Annotated in this window: 13 protein-coding genes; 11 read left to right on the top strand and 2 right to left on the bottom strand. The window is 63.8% G+C overall.

The window, feature by feature from the left end:
* Positions 1-66 precede the first annotated feature (66 nt).
* The 4 genes from Q8Q88_RS19565 (at position 67) to Q8Q88_RS19550 (ending at position 3,542) form a co-directional block, all read left to right on the top strand.
* The gene (locus Q8Q88_RS19565) at positions 67-1,110 is read left to right on the top strand and encodes a glycosyltransferase family 2 protein (RefSeq protein WP_305676861.1); all 1,044 of its coding nucleotides are present in this window, start codon (positions 67-69) and stop codon (positions 1,108-1,110) included.
* A gap of 2 nt (positions 1,111-1,112) precedes the next feature.
* Positions 1,113-1,472, top strand: a complete 360-nt coding sequence (locus Q8Q88_RS19560; protein WP_305676860.1) for a hypothetical protein — start codon at positions 1,113-1,115, stop codon at positions 1,470-1,472.
* A 37-nt stretch (positions 1,473-1,509) separates the two neighbouring features.
* The gene (locus Q8Q88_RS19555; protein ID WP_305676859.1) at positions 1,510-2,889 is read left to right on the top strand and encodes a hypothetical protein; all 1,380 of its coding nucleotides are present in this window, start codon (positions 1,510-1,512) and stop codon (positions 2,887-2,889) included.
* A 146-nt stretch (positions 2,890-3,035) separates the two neighbouring features.
* Entirely contained in the window at positions 3,036-3,542 is a 507-nt protein-coding gene (locus tag Q8Q88_RS19550) for a hypothetical protein (RefSeq protein ID WP_305676858.1), read from the top strand.
* Here the strand turns inward: Q8Q88_RS19550 and Q8Q88_RS19545 are convergent.
* The gene (locus tag Q8Q88_RS19545; protein WP_305676857.1) at positions 3,529-4,587 is read right to left on the bottom strand and encodes a sulfotransferase family protein; all 1,059 of its coding nucleotides are present in this window, start codon (positions 4,585-4,587) and stop codon (positions 3,529-3,531) included. The genes Q8Q88_RS19550 and Q8Q88_RS19545 overlap by 14 nt on opposite strands.
* A gap of 122 nt (positions 4,588-4,709) precedes the next feature.
* Here Q8Q88_RS19545 and Q8Q88_RS19540 point away from each other — a divergent pair, with 122 nt between their 5' ends.
* The 3 genes from Q8Q88_RS19540 (at position 4,710) to Q8Q88_RS19530 (ending at position 9,000) form a co-directional block, all read left to right on the top strand.
* Positions 4,710-6,674 (top strand): hypothetical protein, encoded by a 1,965-nt coding sequence (locus tag Q8Q88_RS19540; RefSeq protein ID WP_305676856.1) that lies wholly within the window; start codon positions 4,710-4,712, stop codon positions 6,672-6,674.
* Complete coding sequence (locus tag Q8Q88_RS19535) at positions 6,671-7,696, top strand: hypothetical protein (RefSeq protein WP_305676855.1); 1,026 nt, start codon at positions 6,671-6,673, stop codon at positions 7,694-7,696. The genes Q8Q88_RS19540 and Q8Q88_RS19535 overlap by 4 nt, the downstream gene beginning before the upstream one ends.
* Positions 7,697-7,767: 71 nt before the next feature.
* Complete coding sequence (locus Q8Q88_RS19530) at positions 7,768-9,000, top strand: hypothetical protein (RefSeq protein ID WP_305676854.1); 1,233 nt, start codon at positions 7,768-7,770, stop codon at positions 8,998-9,000.
* Positions 9,001-9,011: 11 nt separating this feature from the next.
* Here Q8Q88_RS19530 and Q8Q88_RS19525 read toward each other — a convergent pair whose 3' ends face one another.
* Positions 9,012-9,779, bottom strand: a complete 768-nt coding sequence (locus Q8Q88_RS19525) for a DUF6270 domain-containing protein (RefSeq protein WP_305676853.1) — start codon at positions 9,777-9,779, stop codon at positions 9,012-9,014.
* Positions 9,780-10,010: 231 nt separating this feature from the next.
* Between Q8Q88_RS19525 and Q8Q88_RS19520 the strand changes: the two genes are divergently transcribed.
* From Q8Q88_RS19520 to Q8Q88_RS19505, 4 genes are all read left to right on the top strand, one after another.
* On the top strand, positions 10,011-11,720 hold the full coding sequence (locus Q8Q88_RS19520; protein WP_305676852.1) for a type I secretion system permease/ATPase: 1,710 nt from the start codon (positions 10,011-10,013) through the stop codon (positions 11,718-11,720).
* On the top strand, positions 11,717-13,087 hold the full coding sequence (locus Q8Q88_RS19515; protein ID WP_305676851.1) for an HlyD family type I secretion periplasmic adaptor subunit: 1,371 nt from the start codon (positions 11,717-11,719) through the stop codon (positions 13,085-13,087). The genes Q8Q88_RS19520 and Q8Q88_RS19515 overlap by 4 nt, the downstream gene beginning before the upstream one ends.
* A 221-nt stretch (positions 13,088-13,308) precedes the next feature.
* Positions 13,309-15,252: a calcium-binding protein gene (locus Q8Q88_RS19510; protein ID WP_305676850.1), complete on the top strand. Its 1,944-nt coding sequence runs from the start codon at positions 13,309-13,311 to the stop codon at positions 15,250-15,252.
* Positions 15,253-15,386: 134 nt separating this feature from the next.
* On the top strand, positions 15,387-16,133 hold the full coding sequence (locus tag Q8Q88_RS19505; protein ID WP_305676849.1) for a class I SAM-dependent methyltransferase: 747 nt from the start codon (positions 15,387-15,389) through the stop codon (positions 16,131-16,133).
* Positions 16,134-16,188: the final 55 nt, after the last annotated feature.

The following is a 16,188-nucleotide window of genomic DNA, read 5'->3' as shown; positions in this document are numbered from 1 at the left end:
GTCCAAACTCGCGCTTGGCAAGCTCTCGCGGGGCATGCTAGCCGCACCTCAATAGGTCCTGGGCATATGCCGATCGAACGAACAACACGACGCAAGAAGGCCCATAACATCTCGTTCGACGGGCCCAGCCTGCCCGGCGCGGGCGTTTGGATTGTCATCCCGTGCTACCGGGTGCGCGATCACATCCTATCGGTGATCGGGAAAATTCCGCCTTGGGTGGAAGGGATCGTCTGTGTCGACGATCACTGCCCCGACCTGTCGGGAGAGTTTATCTCCGCGCGCACCACCGATCCGCGCGTCGTCGTCGTGCGCCTCGACGAGAACCAGGGCGTGGGCGGCGCCACCTTGAAAGGCTATGCCGAGGCCGAGCGACGGGGAGGGCGCATCCTGGTGAAGATCGATGGAGACGATCAGATGGACTTGTCCTACCTGCCCCACCTCGTCACGCCGATCCTGCTCGAGGAGGCTGACTACACCAAGGGCAACCGATTCACCTCGATCAGCCATCTTGCCGTCATGCCGCGGGTGCGAATCTTCGGCAACGCGGCCCTAAGCTTCGCCGCCAAGGTCTCGACGGGCTATTGGAACGTGTTCGACCCCACCAATGGCTTCACCGCCATCGAGGCCAGCGTGGCCCGGCGGATCATGGAGAAACGCATCTCCAGGCGCTTCTTCTTCGAGACAGACCTCCTCTATCACCTGGGCACCCTACGCGCTGTCGTCCGTGACGTGCCGATCCCGGCCCGCTACGGAGATGAGGTTTCAAACCTGCGGATCACCGCGATCGTCGGCCCGTTCGCCCTGCGGCACGTGCAGAACTTCATCCGCCGCGTTGTGGGCCAATACTTCGTCCGGGACTTCACCGTAGCGACCGTGGAGTTGGTTGCGGGCTTTCTCGGCCTGGTCTTCGGCGCGATATACGCCCTCAACTGGCTGGCGACGCGCGAGCCTGGACAGGCAGCCTCCGCCGGCGTCGTCATGGCCGCAGCCCTCCCCGTTATCATCGGCGTGCAGCTGCTGTTGCAGGCGCTGAATTTCGATGTGCTGAATGTCCCGGCCCGCCCTGTTCACCCCTATCTCCGCGCCATCGAACGCATCGCGAGGACCTGACCGTGGGCGTCAAGGACTTCCTCATGTGCACAGCCTTCGCCGTCGCCTTGCCGATTGGCCAGGCGATGTTCAAATGGGCCGCGATCTACAACGAGCGGTTGGAAGGTCCCTTCTTCCTGAAGCTCTTGCGCAACTATCCGCTAATGGGCGCCTTTGGCTGGTACGGTCTTACGGCGGTGTTCTGGTTCTACATCCTTACGCGATTGCCGCTTTCCGGCGCCTACGTTTTCTCGATGCTGGGGTCGGGGCTGGTGCCGTTGATGGCCTGGCTGATCTTCAAGGAGCAGCTTACCTGGCAGTTCGCGGCGGGATTCGGCCTGATGCTGGTCGGATTTCTCGTGGTGATGCAGGGTCGAGCCTGATGCGTCCGAATCTCAAGACAGGTTGATGGGGTCCCGCTTGGCTTTCAAGGCAGCCCACGCCGTGCGCAATGTGCTCATCGCGGGATTTCTTCTGATGCTGGGCGCCAACTTGCCCGGCCACCTGTCCGTCGACTCAATCATGCAGCTCTACGAAGGACGAATGCAGGTCCGCGAGACCTTCGCCCCGGCCATCTATGCGATGATCCTTCGGGTCTTCGACGAGATCATTCCAGGGACGGGCCTTTATGTCGTCGCCAGCGGCTTTCTGTTGTTCGCAAGCTTGGCGTCCCTCTGCAACCTTCGCCCGGGCGTGTCCTGGTTCGCGGTTCCCGTCGCCCTGGCCGTGGTCCTCTCGCCAGCGCTGCTCGTCTATCAGGGCATAGTTTGGCGCGATGTGCTGTTCGCCAATGTTGCGGTCGCCGGCTTCGTCTGTCTCGCCCACGCCGCGCGCCATTGGGAAGTACGGCAGGCTCGATGGTTTCCCTTGCTCGGCGCGCTCGTCCTGCTGGCGCTGGCCGCCATCGTGCGGCAGAACGGTTTGATCGTGGTCGCATTGGCGGCGCTCGCGCTCGGGTGGGTCGCCTGGCCTAGCGGCTGGCGTGCCGGGCTCGCCTGGGGTGGCGGAGGCTTCCTGGCTGTCGTCATCCTGTCGCAAGTGCTGGCGTTCGCCGCCCAGCCGAAGAGCGCCGGGCCGGACATGGCCATAGGCGTGGGCATACGGATCCTGCAGCACTACGACATCGTCGGCTCCGTGGCTCATGATCGAAGTCTGGCGTTGAGTAGGATCGACGCCGCCAATTCGACCAGTGACGATCTCATCCGGGCTGAAGCGCCCAAGGTCTATTCACCAGAGAGGGTGGATTTCCTCGACCGGGCGCCCGCGCTCGGCGCGAACCTCTGGCCGTTGTCGAATGAGACAGTGGGCGCCGAATGGCGCGATATCATCATTCATCATCCAGGCGCCTACCTCGCCCATCGTTGGGATGCGTTCCGATGGGTGTTCTTCACCCCGGCGATCGAGCGATGCGTGCCTGTGCATGTTGGCGTTGATGGGCCAGCGGTGAAACTCAAGGCGCTCGACCTGGCTCCTGGCGTCGACTCCGCCGATCGGCTTCTCTACAGCTACTCTGCACGCTTCTTTGCAACGCCAGTCTTTTCGCATCTTGCATATGCCTTGACTGCGATCGTTGTCTCAGTTCTCCTGATTCTCCGGAGAGAAAATCAAGATATAGTGATTGTCGCATTATTGCTGTCTTCGCTTGTATTTACTGCAAGTTTCTTTATAATATCTCTGGCCTGCGACTATCGTTATCTCTATTTTCTAGATCTTTCCGCAATTGCTGGGCTCCTTTACTTGACGATAGATCCATCTCTTGTGCGAGCTCGGGCCCAGGCCGGCGTCGGAGCCCACCCGTGATTAGGTCGAACATCGCTTGCCTATTTGTGGCGACATACCTGAGCGGGTGCGACCAGCCCGCGCCAGACTATCGGGCGGCCAAGCCAAGTGTCGTCCGGCAGGGCGGTGAACGGACTGGCCCGGTGAGGTGGAATGGGGACATTGGCGTGTTCGAGTTGGCGGGCCAGCCGTTGCGCCAGGCCAAGCTCTGGACCTTCGACGGTTCGACCGACGGCTTTACCGCGGCGAAGAGCCAACTCTCACTGGCAGACGACAAGGGGTTGCATGTGAGGGTCGTAGACCCGCCCCTTCGTTCACCGCGAGACCTGGAGATCGAGGGGTGGTCCTACTCTCTTGTGTTGGTGCGTCTTACGCGGCTGAAGAGGGGAAAGACCTGGGATGGCGCCCTCTACTACACGACCGAAACCCACCCCGAATCCGTGCAATTCCTGGCTAAGCCGATATCTGGCGCCGACCCCGCGATCCATGAGACCAGCATCTTGGTCTACGATATGACGCGCTTGACGGTGGGCGGCGAGGACTGGCGCAACTCGATTATCGACCAGATTCGCCTGGACTTGGAAGACCAACCCGGTGGTGAGTTCCTCATCCACCAAGTCGCGATCGCAGCCAGTTCGAACGCTCCAGCCTTGCTGGCGCCTAGCCTTCGCTGAGCAGCCTGTCCAGCAATGAGCCGACCGCTGCGCGTTCGGCCTGCAATCGAGCGATCTCAGCCTCGAGCCGGCCGATCTCGGCTTCGAGACGCCGGCGCCCCTTACGCTCGAAATCTTGGCGCTGACGCACCTCCAGCAGCTCGGTCCGCGTCGCATCGAGGTCTTTGGTCACAGGAGAGACAAAGGCGCCCATCCGCTGCTTCATCTCGATCAGGTCTTGGGTCCCAGACGCAAGCGGAGCGCCGTCCAGTCGGTGGTCGCGAGCAGCGGCCATGCACCAGTCGTAGACCGCGTTCGCCAACGCGCCCACTTGAGGCACCGCTGCGAGGTCGCCCTGACCCGGACTGTGGCGCAAGTCGGTGCTCAAGAAGGCGTCGATCTCCTTCCCGGCCTGACGCGTGAGCCGCGGTAGCGCCGCCTCGTGAGCAGCCTCGATCCGGGCCCCCTGCGCCCTCCAGTCGCCCAGCAACTCATCATAGGACACGAATACGCGCGGCAAGTCGCGGGTATGGGCTTCAGCGGCCAGCATGTAGGTGACCCAGAGTAGCACCGACTTCTCGATGGGAAAGCCGTTGCGCTTGGAGAGGGAATCCGCAACCGCCAAGGGGTGGCGTACCGATATTACGCAACGGGGTGCGATATCGAGCTCGTCCAGCGCTGTGCGCCACAAGGGCAGGAGGAGGCTTACGCGCGGGTCCTTCATGAGCGGAAACGTCGCGCCGCCGAACTCAGCCTCGAACAACGCAGTCGCCCGGTTCACCCAACTGCGTTCCTGGCGCGCGGTTAGGCGCGAATAGGGAAAGGCGAAGACGTCGTCCCAAGCGCTGCCACCGGCGCGCAGCCGTTGGTCATTGAAGATCGCGATCTTCCACGGTTCGAAGTAGCCCTTGGCGTTGTGCTCGTCGCCGGGCATGACGTTTTCCGGCAGCTGAGCGCCGGCCAGCGCCAGGAGTTGTGTGATCGCGGAAGTGCCGGAGCGGTGCATGCCCAGGACAAGATAGGCCGTCCGGGCGCCGGCGACGTTGGGGATTATTGTCTTCGTCATCGTCCGATTCGTTCGCGCAGGCTTCCCCGCTCTATGGCCGCACGCCGCGGCCTGCAAGACCGCCGGTTGATCGATCGGGCCTTCTGTTGCACTTAACCCCGCGTTTGACAGGAATATCCCCCATGGCCGCCCCGGCCACCAACGACGACATCTACCGCGTGCTCTCCACTGCGCTCGATACAGCCTTCTACCGCGGCGCCTACGAGGACCTTCGCGGCGCCCCCATCGACCCGGTGACCCACTATGCTCAGACAGGTTGGCGTGAGGGGCGCGACCCCGCCGCCTGGTTCTCCACGTCGCACTACCTGAGCGTCCACGAGGACGTCGCACAGAGTGGGGTCAACCCCTTCTATCATTATCTCACCAGCGGACTGGGCGAAGGCCGCGACATCGTCCGTTCGGCGTCCGCGGATCGTTACCTTTTCGACGTACGAACTCGGAGCACGGCGTGGGCCTTCGAAACGGGGGCGCCGCCCGGGGCGACAGTCACGCAGGCGGCGCCTGGCGACGTCGTCGCGCCGATCACAGCATCGGAGCGCGCATTGATCGCGGCGAATTTCGATGTCGCCTTCTATCTAGGCGCCAATGCCGATGTGGCGGCAAGCGGCCAGAATCCGCTAGAACACTTCCTGGCGACCGGCTGGCGCGAGCGCCGCGACCCGACCTCGTCCTTCTCATTCAACGATTACATGGAGCTCAACCCCGACGTCGCGGGATCGCGGATGAACCCCTACGTGCACTACCTGGTGGCCGGCCGGGCTGAGGGGCGGGCGGCCAAGCACGGGCTTGGCTTTCGCTATGACGTGATCGCCAAGCTCCGGTCGATGGAAGATCGCCTCCTTGACGCCAAGCGCTTTGCAAGCGCGGTTCGGGCGGATCGCCCCGCTGCACTAGCACGAGCACTCTCGACCAGCCGCTCGGGCCTGCGTGACCTGCATCTGACCTTCAGTCACGACAACTACGCCACCAACGTCGGTGGTTTGCAATTCTGCCTCCAGCGGGAAGGCGAGCGCATCGCCGCGCTCGGACGCGATCACTTGCACGTCTTTCCCTCCGTGCCATGGCCAACGGTTCGCGAGCAATCACCGCCTACGCTGGGGGTGTTGTGGAATGGCGAACTCGTGGGACATTTCCCACCTGCTGCGGTGTCCGCCTCCTTGCGGGCGGCTTTGAGCGATGTCCTCCCCGGCGAGCGCAGTTTTGCAATCCACAACCTCTTGGGCCACGCCGCCCAGGACGTGCTGGACATCGTCGGCGCCACGGGACTAAGCCGAGGCTTCTTCTGGATTCATGACTTCGCCAGCCTGTGCGACGGCTTCCACCTCATGCGCAACGACGTCGCCGACTGCGGCGCGCCTCCGCCCGAAAGCAACGCGTGCTCGATCTGCGTGTATGGCCCTTTGCGGCGCCGACAGATCGAGGTCCACGAGCGCCTTTTCGACGCGCTGTCGCTCACGGCGGTGGCGCCTTCCCAAGCCGCGCTGGACACCTGGCGGGCGGGCTGGTCTTTTCCGACCGAGGCGCAGCTAGTGCTGCCACACGCACGTCTTGTCGAACGCGCCGCGCCCAAGGCAACAACCGGTGATGGGCCGTTGCGCGTGGCCTATTTGGGAATCCCGACCCCCTACAAAGGATGGCCGATTTTCCGCGATTTGGCGCTCCGGTTCGCGTCAGACAAGCGCTACGTCTTTGTGCACCTAGCCAAGGACACAGTTGGGGGATTGCCCATCGAACACCATCCGGTCTCGGTGACCGCCGAGCATCCCTACGCTATGCGCGATGCGATCGAGACCCTCGAGATCGATGCGGCGATGGTGTGGTCGCTCTGTCGCGAGACCTTTTCATTCACCGCCTATGAGGCGGTCGCTGCGGGTGCGGCGGTGCTGACCAATCCCGACAGCGGCAACGTCGCGCTCTTCGTTGGCGCCGGGGGCCGTGGCCTTGTGGTGCCCAATGAGACCGTGCTGACCAACATGTTCGAGACAGGCGCCATCTGCGAGCTGGCCCGCACCCAGCGTAGGCCAGCGCTCTATGATCTGGCTCTGAGCGGCCTGACGGTCGACCTGTTGACGGAGCCCTTAAGGTGAAGGTGCTGGTCTATTCGAGTTTCACCTTCTCCTACCTGAACCGCGCGCGCGTGCTCTTCCAGACACTGCGACGCTTCCACCCCGATTGGGAGTTGGTGGCGTTGATCACCGACGAGCCGCCTTTGAACTTTGCCTTTGATCCTGCGAGCGAACCCTTCGACCGGGTGGTCTTGGCGCAGGACCTTGGGATTCCAAACTTCAAGGGGTGGCTCTTCAAGCACGATGTCGTGGAGGTTTGCACGGCGGTGAAAGGGCCGTTTCTGCACCAGGCCTGCGCATCCGGCGCAGACATCGCCATCTATCTGGACCCCGACACTGCCTTGTTGAACAGCCTCGAGCCCCTTGTGGGCTGGCTGCAGGACCATGACATCCTACTGACGCCGCACCTTGTCGATCCTAATGAAGATCGCGGCGCGATCCTGGACAACGACCTCTCCGCTTCGCGCACGGGCATCTTCAATCTCGGCTTTGTCGCGATCCGGACGAGCGGGGAGGGTGAGCGCTTCGCCAAGTGGTGGAACGACCGGCTGTTGTCATTCTGCTACGATGACATTCCCAACGGCATTTTTGTCGACCAGCGCTGGTGCGACCACGTACCGGCGTTGTTTGACAAGGTGAAGGTGGTCCGCGATCCGGGATACAATGTAGCCAGTTGGAACCTGAGCCGCCGCACCATCGCGGTTGGGCGAGACGGTGGGGTTACTGTCAACGGTCAGCCATTGCGCTTCTGGCACTTCACCAAGCTTGGCCCTACAGGCGACTTGATGACCAAGAAGTATGCCGGCGACAACTACCCAGTCTACGAGATCTGGAATTGGTACAAGCGCCAAGTCGCCAACACCACGGTGACGACCATCCCTGATCGGTATTGGGCATATGACGCCTATGCCGACGGAGCCAAGATCGAGAAATCGCATAGGGTGCTCTATCGCGAACGCACCGATTTGCAGGCGGCGTTCCCCGATCCCTTTGCGACGGGCCGCGGCAGCTATCGCAGCTGGCTGCTGTCCGAGGGCCTTTGATCACCGGTCGCTTGACAGCGTCGGCGCCTAGACGGAGACACGGGCAACAGCAAACGGGAGGTCGTCTCACGATGGCCGGGGCCTTGGCGAATCACGCGAACGATAAAACCTCCGAGCTCGTGGCCAAGGCGAACGCGGTTGCTCAGCGGTTCGACGTACTGAAGGCTGCGCATGCCCGGGCCCAGGCTGACGAGGCCCTGACCCGTAGTCGGCTCAGCCTTGCGCTCTCCGAGGCGTTGGCCGAGCAGGGTGAAATCCAGCGAAGACTGCGCGCCGAAGTCGCCCGCGGCTACAGGCTGGGAAGGGCCTCGCAGGCGCGCCGCCGCCGCCGCAATCGCGCCGCGCGGCTTGTCGACCGTCTGCTGGTGAAACTGCGGTCCATCGGCCGGGCCGCCGTCATCGCCCGTTCCGGTCTTTGGCCCCCAAGCGGGGTGGGCGTAGGCGCGTCGATCGCCGATTTGAAGGCCATGGCGGCCTATGCCCGGCGCGGGCCAGTCGGCTCCATCGCCACGCCGACTCTTCTCGATCACGACTGGTACCTGGCCAGCTATCCAGATGTCGCGCAGGGCCGCCTCAGTCCGCTGGTCCACTATATCGTGGCTGGCGGGCGGGAGGGGCGTGCGCCCAGCCCCCTTTTCGACCCGGCCTTCTATATTGAACGCAATGGCGCGGAAATCGGCGCAACCGGCCTGACGCCGCTGGAGCATTTCGTTCACATGGGTGCTGCGCTCGGACGCGACCCCCACCCGCTCTTCAGCATCGCTTACTATGTTGCTCAGTGCCCCGACTTGATTGAAGCGATCGAGAATCCCCTCGCTCACTACTTGAGGACAGGTTGGAGGCAGGGCCTGAGTCCGCACCCGCTCTTTTCGGTCAGCTTCTATAGCGGCCAGGTCTCCCGTGGTGAGCGCGATACGCCGGGCCTCGTGCACTATCTCAAGGCTGGATCGCGACGTGGGCTGAAACCGCATCCTCTCTTCGATCCCAACTGGTATAGGACCAGGAATCCCGATGTCGCGGACGCCGGGCTCGAACCGCTCTCGCATTTCGTAGTCGAAGGCTGGCGTCAGGGCCGAAGCCCCAGCGCATGGTTTGATCCGTCGCACTATGCGGCGTTGCGCGGAGAGGAGCTCCTGGCGGAAACCAATCCCCTATTGGACTACCTCGAGGGGGGCGCATGGCGGGTCGGAGAGGCGCGGCCAGGCTTTCCAACCGCGGCCTACGTTGCGGCCACACCGTCGTTGATCGCCGATCGCCTGACGCCCCTCGAGCACTGGGCGACCCGCGGCTCTGCCAGCCGCTAGCGCTTCCGGGCCTAAATCCCAAGGTCTCGGAGTTGATCCCAGATCTTCCGGTAATAGCCGTCTACGTAGTGGAAGGGGCTTAGTCCCCAGCGATGTCGCTCTGAGGCGAACCGCAGTTCGTCCGGCGCGGACAGCCGGGCGAGGTCTCCCACGAGACGGGCGAAGGTCCGTTGGTACTTGCGCAGCAAGGCGTTCTGCTCGTCGAGGCGCGCGAACCTGCCCGGCAGCACCTCGATGGTGGGTTCGAACTGGCGAGTGGCGCCGGACCGGTCCAGGTAGGCTTGCGCCCATTGGGCCTCATGCAGAATCACGGTCGCCTCCCGGAGGGGAGTGGCCTGGAGGAAGGCGGCCATTTCCGCTGCGCCTTCCGCCCAGAGCCGATCGCAAGCCTGGGAAGCGCGTGGCACGGCGCGCGCCGTCCGGAACAGCGCTTGGTCGAGATAGCCGCTGACTTCCAGTTCCCAGGTGCGGGCGACAAGGCCGCCCCCCGCCGCCAGCAGATCGAAACGTTCGTCGATGAAGTCGAAGATGATGTGGGTGGGCCGGTGCGCGATGAGGGCGGCCAGGGCGGTCTTGCGGAGGTCGGCGACCAGCGCCGCGTGGGGCTGCGGCCGCAAACCGTTCGGGGGTTTATCGTCGGTCGTGACGCCCGCAGGCGCCGGTGCGAACAGGCTAGCCAGGCTGGTGCGCGACACATAAAGCAGGTTCTGCGGCGTCTCGCCCAGGATCGGCCACAAGTCTCGCGTTATGCAGCTGCCGATGATCGCGATCCTGGACAAGGCGCCTCCCTGGGCGGGCGACGCGGCCCGCATGCGGCTTCCTAGCACACGCCTCAGGAGAGTGACGTGGCTGGTTGCGCCATTGACATCAGCAAGAGCCCCAAGCATGTCTCGCGCGTTTTCGGCGCGATCCGGCTCGGACCCGGTTCGCCAGAATCGCCGATGGTCGCGGCGTCCAACGACCGCGAACATCCACGGAACAGCCCGGCGCGCATGAATATCCTGAACCCGATGGCTGACCAGCCCGACAACCCGCTGACGCGGTCGATCAAGGAGGGCTACACCCCCCTCTGGTTCGCCGCGGGATTCAGCGCGGTTTCGAACGTGCTCTACTTGGCTCTGCCGCTATACACTTTCCAAATCTACGGGCGGGTGATGACGAGCTACAGCGTGCCGACGCTGGTGGTCATCACCGTCGCAGTCCTTGGCGCCTTTATCGTCTCGGGCCTGATCGACGACTATCGCGCCAAGGTTCTGATCAACTTCGGCGTGGTCATGGACCAACGCGTTAGCGGCAAGGTGTTTTCGGCCTTGTTCGACGGCGTGTTGCGCGGCAATCCCTCCCTGCGTTCGCAGGCCCTTCGAGACCTCGACGCCTTCCGCCAGATGCTGACCGGCTCGGCCTTCGGCAGCCTGTTCGATCTGCCCTGGATGCCAGTCTTCATCGCCGTGCTGTTCGTCATAGATCCGCTGATCGGGGTGGTGACGCTCATGGGCGCCGTGATCCTGATCGGTATCACCATCGTCCAGGATCGCGCCACCCGGCCCGCTCTCAAGGAGGCCAACGACGCGGCCCTGCGCAGCTATGGTTTCACCGACGCGGCGCTGCGCAACGGCGAGGTCGTTCGGGCCATGGGGATGGTCGAGCCGCTGGGTCAGCGCTGGGCCGGATTCCGTTCGGTGACGATGGAACGCAGCGCCGTCGCCAGCGAGCGGGCCAGCGTGCTGTCCAACATCAGCAAGTTCGCGCGCCAGGCGATCCAGGTGCTGATCATCGCCATCGGCGCCTATCTGGTTGTGAAGGGCGAAATCCACTCGGGATTGCTCTTCGCCAACATGATCCTGGCCGCCCGGGCCCTGCAGCCGATCGACCGGCTGGTCGGCTCCTGGGATGGACTCAACAACGGCTACCGCGCCTATCTGCGACTGAACGCCCTATTCAAGGACTGGAAGCCCGCCGCGGCCTCAACAGCCCTGCCCACGCCGATGGGTCAATTGTCGGTGGAGGCCGTGAACTTCGCTCCCCCTGGCGCCAACCGGTTTGTGCTGCAGGGGATCAATCTCAAGGTCGAGCCCGGTGAGATGCTAGGGATCATCGGCCCTTCGGGCGCGGGCAAGTCGTCGCTCGCCCGCCTGATTGTCGGAATCTGGCAACCAAACAGCGGCGCGGTCCGCCTCGACGGGGCCGACGTCTATTCCTGGGACCGGGTCGAGTTCGGCAAGCATGTCGGCTACCTACCGCAGGACACCGAACTCTTCGCCGGCACCATTCGCGACAACATCGCCCGGTTCCGCTCGGACGTGGAGGACAGCGCCGTGGTCTGGGCCGCCCAGGTCGCCGGCGTTCACCAGCTCATCCTACGCCTGCCCAACGGCTATGACACTGAGCTCGGCGAGGCGGGCCACGTGCTCTCAGCGGGGCAGCGCCAGCGCGTGGGCCTGGCCCGCGCTGTGATGGGCAATCCGCGCCTGCTGGTGTTGGACGAGCCAAACGCCGCCCTGGACGCCGAGGGCGAGGAGGCCTTGGTCAACGCCCTCGACGGCCTGAAGGCTGGCGGTGCGACCATCGTGATCGTCTCGCACAAGCCGAGTGTGTTCCGCAGCGCCGACAAGATGCTGTTATTGCGCGACGGCCGCGTGGAGCTGTTTGGGCCGCGCGAACAGGTCATGGCCCGGGTGGTCCAGCCCGCGCCGGTCCAGAAGATCGAGGCCAGCCGGTGAAGTTCGAACTCGGTCCTGTCAAACCCTATGTGACCCCAGCCTTCAGCGGCGGCGACCTCGCGCCCCTGGACGCCGAGCTGCGGCGGCGCGTCAAGCGCCCGATGATCATGGGCTCGATCGTGGTCGGCGTGTTCGTGGTGGGCATGCTGCTCTGGGCCGCCGTCTCGCCGCTAGACAGCGCCGTGGTGGCTCCCGGCATGGTCCGTGTCGAGGACAACCGCAAGACTGTCAGGCATCTCCAGGGGGGGACCGTGCGCGCCATCCTGGCGCATGAGGGCCAGCACGTGAAACTGAACCAAGTGCTGCTGCGGTTCGACGACGTCCAGCCCCGCGCCAGTGTTGATGTCCTTCAGAACCAGTACGACACCTTGCTGGCGCAGATCGCCCGGCTGCAGGCTGAATCGACGAACCAGCGCGTCATCGCGTTTCCGCCGGAGCTGATGGCACGGGCGAACGATCCACGGGTGGCGGGCCTGATTCGTGACCAGCAGTTCCTGTTCGCCACGCGCCTGCAGTACTTCGACACCCAGGGTGACGTGTTGGGGCAGAGGCTGCAACAGGTCGAGACCCAGATCGGCGGCGTCCGCGCCCAGATCGACGCGCTCAACGAGAGTGATCGCCTGACTAGGGAAGAGCTGGCCGGGTATCAGACGCTCTACGAGAAGGGCTATGCGCCGAAGACCCTGATCCTGCGCTATCAGCGCACCCTGGCCGAGCTCTCCGGGCGGCGGGGCGCGTTGGTGGCGGACACCACGCGACTGCGCGAGCAGATGGGCGAGACCCGGCTTCAGCTCAACACCCTGCGCGAGGAACGGGTGAGCCAGGCGGCGGAAGGCCTGCGCCAAACGCAAGCCGGCCTATCGGATGTCGGGCCGAAGCTCACGGCCGCAAGCCAGATGCTTGACGCGGCCACTGTGCGCTCGCCTGCCGACGGCTATGTGCTCGATCTGACGCAATTCACGGTCGGTGGGATCGTGGCTCCCGGCGAGAGGTTGATGAGCGTGGTTCCGGCCAATGTCCCGCTGATCGTGACCACGCGAATCAAACCGCAGGACACCGACGTCGTGAAGCCCGGATTGAAGGCTCGCGTGCGGCTCAGCGCCTACAACTCCCAGCGTGTGCCACCGGTCGAGGCCGTGGTCGTCACCGTCTCCGCTGATCAGCTGGTCGACGAGCGGACCGGCGAGAGCTATTTCCGCGCCGATGTGCGAATTCCGCCACAGGAGCTGACCAAGCTGCCCAAAGGCGTGAAATTGAGCCCTGGCATGCCGGCCGAAGCGATGATCGTAACCGGAAAACGCACCGTTCTATCCTATATCGTCAGCCCGCTGACCGACATCATTCGTGACGCCCTACGCGAAGATTAACAAGGGGTGAATCCCAGGCGGTGAAAGCCCCATTACAGCGGTGGTTTCGCGCCTTTTTACCTGTTGCGCATTTTCAACGGTTCCGATACGTCTCCCTAGGGCTCGTTTAACCTTCGCCACGACCATGTTATGGCGAACGGAAAGGACCGCTGGGACCCCTCCATTTGGCAAAATGGCGGCCAGGCGTTTCAGGGTCCATGTGACACAGACTGGAGAGAAACATGGCTAACTATTTCTTCGAGACGATCACCCCTGAAGAGGCCACGGCCTACAGTGCGGCGACCGACTCTTTGACCTTCTCGACTGCGGGCGCCACCGGCGCCCAGGTCCAGGTCTCCTTCACCGGTGGGGTCTTCCCGACGCCCGCTTCGGTGACGCTGACCTTCAACGGCCGGGCCGTCACCTTCGGCAGCGGCGTCCTCGGTGAGGGCGACGCGGCGGGTGAGGTCATCTTCCCCGATGGCTCGAACCTGCTCGTGGGTTTGACGGGCAGCGACAACGTCGTCGGCACCTTCCGGAACGATGGCCTCTACGGCTTCCTGGGTGACGACAACCTGGCTGGCGGCGACGGCGACGATGTCGTTCAAGGCAACCAAGGCAATGACACGCTTGCTGGCGACGCTGGCAACGACACCGTCTATGGTGGTCAAGGCAACGACACGATCACGGTTGGCGCTGGCGCCAACTACTCCAACGGCAACATCGGCACTGACTCGGTCCTCGGCGGGACCGGCGCCGACACGCTTTTGGGCGGTCAGGACAACGACACCATCAACGGCGCCGATGGCGCCGACTATCTCGCTGGCGATCTCGGCAATGACAGTGTCACCTCCGGGATCGGCGCTGACACCGTGTCGGGCGGCGACGGCGATGACACCATCACGAACGCGGCCGGCGGCGCTGACTCGATTGACTCGGGCGCTGGCGCTGACAGCGTGACGGGTGGCGCCGACGCGGACGCCGTTGTTGGCGGTGCTGGCAACGACACGATCCTCGCGGCCGCGGGCAACAATAATGTCCAAGGCAACACCGGTGACGACAGCATTACCGCGACCACGGGCAACGACACGCTGCTCGGCGGGCAAGGCGCCGACACGATCGATACCGGCGACGGTAGCAACTACGCCCATGGCAACATTGGCGCGGACACCATTACGGGCGGTGCCGGTGCGGACACCCTGCTCGGGGGCCAAGACGGCGATAACCTGACGGGCGCCGCGGCGGCTGACTTCATCTCCGGGGATTTGGGCAATGATACGCTCGCCGGTGATGCCGGAGCCGATTCGCTCTTCGGTGGTGACGGCAACGACAACATCGCCAGCGGCGCCGACAACGATGTCGTCGACGCGGGCGTTGGCAACGACACCGTCACGAGCCTCAGCGGAAACGACCAGATCGGTGGCGGTGACGGCAACGACACCGTGACCCTTACGGCCGGCAACAACACCGTGAATGGCGATGCGGGCACCGACTCGATCACCGGCGGCACGGGCAACGACCTGTTCTCGGGTGGCGATGGCAACGACACCATCACCGGGGCTGCCAATGCGACGGTCAACGTCGCCGGCGGCGCGGGCGATGACTCCATCACCGGTAGCGCTGGTAGCGACACCGTCCTGGGCGGCGACGGAAACGACACCATCGTCCTTACGGCGGTGGCCGGCCAAGATCTCGCCGATGGCGGCGTTGGGAACGACTCGATCCTGGGTAGTTCCGAAGCGCTCGGCGACTTCCTGACGGGCAGCGCCGGCAACGACACGATCGACGGCGCCGCCGGTGCTGATACGATCCAAGGCGGCGCTGGTGTCGACTCGGTCGTTGGTGGCGCGGACGCTGACCGCTTCGTGTTCCTGGTCGGCGAAACCAGCTCCACCGCAGGCTCGATCGACGCCATTGGCACCTTCGTGGCCGCCGATGACTCGATCGCTCTGGGGGTCGTCGGTACCGCGTCCAACTATGTTGAGCTCGTCGCGGCCGACTACGCCACGGCTCTGTCGGACGCTTCGGCCCTTATCGCGGCCGGGACGCGCGACATCGTTGTGATGACCGTGGGCGCCGACTCCTTCGTGTTCGCTGATGGCAACGGCAGCAATACGGTCACGACGACCGTCCAGCTGACCGGTGTTGCCGCGGCTGGCGTGAGCGAAACCGACTTCGTCTCCTAAACGGACGACGTCTTAGACCTGGAAGGGCCGTCCCCTAGGGGGCGGCCCTTTTCATTGGCGGAAGATTTGGCCTGGCGAAGGCTGGCGTCGGAGGTCAGGCGCGAGATAGGATAATTCTCCCGTCCCCAATGCCCATGAAGCTGCAGTATCACTCCGCCCTATTCTTCGGATACAAGGACGAGCGGCGGTTCATCGATATCGTCCGGACGTTGCTACTGTCCCTGAAGACGGTGCAAGGTACGTTCACGGGTGACAACCTCATCACCCTCGACAAGAACCTGAGTTTTCTCACAGACCAGAAGTTCATGTCGGCGTTTGAGAAGCACGCCCAAACCAAGATCGAAAAAGGCATTATCTGGCGGACCGCCGTATTGGCCTGGGCCGCGCAGAGTGGACTTCGGCTCGAGGGCGATTTCGTCGAGTGCGCCTGCTACAAAGGGGTCAGCGCAAGGATCGTGTGCGACTATCTCGACTTCGGCTCAAAGCCCAAGGGCTACTACCTCTATGATCTATTCGCGCATGATCCGGCCATGCCTCATCACGCGATGACGGAACATGGTGATGGCCTCTATGATCAAGTCAGGTCGCGGTTCTCTGATCTACCCAATGTTACTGTTACACGTGGGCAGGCTCCAGAAAGCTTCGCCGTCGCCGCGCCGAACCGGATCGCCTTCATGCATATCGACATGAACAACGCCGAGGCCGAAACCGCGGTGCTCGAGGCGCTATTCGATCGCATGACTCCGGGGGCGGTCCTCATCCTCGACGACTACGGATGGCTCTACTACCGCAACCAGAAACTCGCCCACGACCGTTGGTTCGCCGAGCGCGGTTATGCCGTTCTGGAGTTGCCAACCGGCCAGGGCATGGTCATCCGATAAGGCCTTCGCCTCCGGCCTGCTTCTCGTCCATCCGCATTGTGCGGGTGCGCCATTG

Source organism: Phenylobacterium sp. (genome assembly GCF_030697925.1).
In the GTDB taxonomy this organism is placed as follows: Bacteria; Pseudomonadota; Alphaproteobacteria; order Caulobacterales; family Caulobacteraceae; genus Phenylobacterium.
Note: the sequence above shows the minus strand (reverse complement) of the source record. Positions and strands in the feature narration are given on the sequence as shown.